At 44.8% G+C, this 3,028-nt stretch carries 5 protein-coding genes; 1 reads left to right on the forward strand and 4 read right to left on the reverse strand.

Annotated features, from left to right (window positions below; genetic code table 11):
- On the reverse strand, positions 1 to 967 hold a 967-nt coding region (locus ACILQR_RS17705), incomplete at its 3' end, for a hypothetical protein (RefSeq protein ID WP_395652681.1).
- 192 nt (positions 968 to 1,159) lie between these two features.
- On the opposite strand from ACILQR_RS17705, the gene ACILQR_RS17710 reads away from it, so the two are divergent.
- The gene (locus ACILQR_RS17710) at positions 1,160 to 1,540 is read left to right on the forward strand and encodes a hypothetical protein (protein ID WP_395652682.1); all 381 of its coding nucleotides are present in this window, start codon (positions 1,160 to 1,162) and stop codon (positions 1,538 to 1,540) included.
- A gap of 79 nt (positions 1,541 to 1,619) precedes the next feature.
- On the opposite strand, the gene ACILQR_RS17715 is transcribed toward ACILQR_RS17710, so the two are convergent.
- The 3 genes from ACILQR_RS17715 to ACILQR_RS17725 all read right to left on the reverse strand — a co-directional run.
- On the reverse strand, positions 1,620 to 2,201 hold the full coding sequence (locus ACILQR_RS17715; protein ID WP_395652683.1) for a hypothetical protein: 582 nt from the start codon (positions 2,199 to 2,201) through the stop codon (positions 1,620 to 1,622).
- A 117-nt stretch (positions 2,202 to 2,318) separates the two neighbouring features.
- A complete protein-coding gene (locus ACILQR_RS17720; protein WP_395652684.1) occupies positions 2,319 to 2,735 on the reverse strand; it encodes a phage holin family protein in 417 nt (138 codons plus the stop codon).
- A gap of 32 nt (positions 2,736 to 2,767) precedes the next feature.
- Positions 2,768 to 3,028, reverse strand: a 261-nt coding sequence (locus tag ACILQR_RS17725; RefSeq protein WP_395652685.1) for a hypothetical protein, incomplete at its 5' end; no start/stop codon positions are given.

Raw genomic sequence — 3,028 nt, forward strand, 5'->3', positions numbered from 1 at the left:
CTACCGGATTGCCCAGGAACAGCACTACCAACATAATCCGGATTAACCCGGCGATACACTTAGCAAAGAAGCCTAGCCAAATAAACATGGTAGATGTACCTGTTACCAATGCGGTATTGCGCCCAGCGATTGCAGTATTTTCAGCCAATGCACTGGAATCGGTTGCGGCAATGATCTGCGAACGGTACGCAAGATCCTTAGTGCGTTGCTGCTCTAATTCTGCTTTGTTTTGGCGAAGGGTCAAGAGTTGGTCATTCAGTGCAGCCGTTTCTTTGCCCTGCTTTGCCTTCATTTGCCCGATAGCCCATCCATTGTGATCGCGTTCAATTAGTTTCCGAAGCTTTGATTCTGAATTGTACACGCGGGTTTTGGTGGATTCAATTTGGCGCTCAGTGCTGCGAATGTCGGCCTGGACTGCGTTGATTGCTTCGACAACTGCCCCTACCCTTACCTGTTCTTGCCCATCGACAATTCGGCGCAAGCTATCTGCGTTGATTGCCTTTTCTTTTTTTACCATGTTAGCCGCCGGGTTACGTACTGCATCGACTGAGTAGTAATCGAAAAGGAACATGCCAGCGATCAGGGCGCACATGAAAGCCCAGGCAACCAACTGCATTGCCCGCATGAATAGGTTTTGTTTTAGTTCTTTAGTCCATGCAAATTTGAAGAAGACAAAAAAGTCGAACGCGCCTTTTTGAATGAAGTACTTTACCCCTACGTCCGTGATGGCAGTAGCAAGACCAAAGAGGACAATAGCAGTTACCCAGCGCACCCACTCCCAATCGGTATAACCGGAAGCAAGTAAGTAACCATAGGCCGCAACCGCTACCCCGGAAACAATTGCAACGACTACAATTGAAGCCCGTTCGCAGGCCAAAAGGATTTTGAAAATTAGCTTTTCATCTTGCACCGGGTTTACTTCCCCAAGCGCAAAAAGTTTCTTGATTTTTTCAATAATGTTGTCCATAATTTTATGTTTTATTTCTGATTCTTTGCATATACGCAAGATTTCAGAAACTTTTCAGAAAGATTTCATGCAACATTACGAAAGTTTGAACAACTGTTCAAGAAAATTATAAGAAATATTTTAGAAAGATTATACGATTGTTGCTAAATACCATGTTTCGGGTATTGCTGTTAAAATGTGGTTGAGCTACTTTTGTACTATGCAAAGCAATTAAGCGGAGCGGTAAAAATAAAAAAAATGCAAATCACTTACTTCAAAAACAAATTTAACATCGAAGGGATTAAAGAGAACTTTGATGTTCTTTGGCCAATCGAAGGCGGGTTTTATGCTGTCGCCTTCGACAAAACTTTTCCCGGAGGTTTCTTTTTCGATAGTAATGACCGCTATCAAATACAGAGTACTGAGTCTAGTACTCGGCACTTTATAACCAACGAAGGTGTGGCGCAAATGGTGCCTTGGCCAAACCAACAGGCTGAGGCGGATTTTTACGATGCAGCAAAAATGTGCAGTGGCGACATTTGCGCTGCATTAAAAAAATATAAAAAACTTCACGTCATCCAGCCCGCACTTTAGCGGGCTTTTTTATTTCACAAAAAAAAGGGCTACCAAGTCACCCTGATAGCCCCACTAACAAATTATAATCCCATTAAGGTTACTCAGTCCCTCCAGCAAGTAACCGGGCTTGATCCTGATCCAGTTCAACGCCTTGGATCAAGTCAAAGAACGCTCCAAAAACGGAAATGATCAGGCCGACAAGGGCTTTGTCCTTGCTGTACTTTTCAGCAAGCGCCCGAACTTGGCCAACGATCACACTTCGGAAATCGTCCGACTTGATGTGGGTTTCAAAATACGCCTTCAATTGTGCGTTGTTGTTGTCCTGGTTGTCGGTAAGAAGCAAAGCAGCACTAACCACCATACCCGCCAAGCTAATGACAAGTGCGCGCGTTTCAGGGCTTTCAATTGCTTCTAGGGTAGGGGCAATGGCTTCACCTACGGCCGGAATAACATCCTCGTTCAAGTAGGCCAACCAAACGGCAGCAACTTGATCCGCATTGGCCGCATTGTCATCCGTGATCGCTTCAATGGTTTGGCGCACGCGATCGAACCCACGGTCAGCAAGCTTTTGGGGTAGCTGTTTCCCTTCAAGAGCTGCGAATACCTTGTCGTCGATGTACCCGATCCCCAGCTTCGCGATCAGCTCAGAAATAGGATTTAACAATTTGATTTTTGACATGTCGATTGATTTTATGGTTGAAATAATTTACCTTGTACCTGATTTTCATAGGATTGTTTTTTTCTAGTGCAAAGTGATTACGTTTGATTGTAAGCCGGGCAAATTGTTCGGCTTTTTTTATTTCTCCTCCTCCTTATTCTCCACCTTTTTCCCGCCCGGCAACATGCCCCGAATCACATCAGCTATGTTTGCACCACTCACCACCCGCGTATTCTCCAGAACAGACATTAGCTCCGTAAAGGCAATCGCACCAACGGCGAAGTAAGTAACCGAGTCAGGTAGTTTTAACACAACCTCGACCCCGTGACAGGCCAAAACAGAAGATCCATAGACCAATGTTTTGTCAATTATCCGTGCTGCCCTTCTGCTGTTGGGCTTCTCTCCACGCCGCATTGCTGCCCTGATGCCCGTAACAGTATCTAATAGAATAAGTAGGCCACAAAGGGCTAAAAACGGCACAATAGGCATAATGAACGCGCCTAGCATCCCTAGCAATCCATACAAGTAAGTTTCAAGGCTGGTAAGAAATTTCATTGCAGTTTTCATTTTATCGGGGGAACTGGAAGTTAAAAGGTCATTTGTAAAAACATTCGATTCGGTGCTGTTTGGTTGCCGCCAAACCAAGCGGAGTTTTTCCCAATCGTCCGGTATCGTATCGGGTTTTTCTGTGTTCCAAGTGTGTCGAGGTTTAATAGTGCGGTATATCGTCCATCTTCTTCCAGTAAGGTAGCAGTATAGAACCGATTGCTCAGGATGCAGATTATCCTGTCTTCATGCGGTCGGTTTGCGTTGTTGATGTTTTCGTATAGGCAAATTTCAAACGCATT

This window comes from Brevundimonas sp. (assembly GCF_044239655.1).
In the GTDB taxonomy this organism is placed as follows: Bacteria; Pseudomonadota; Alphaproteobacteria; order Caulobacterales; family Caulobacteraceae; genus Brevundimonas.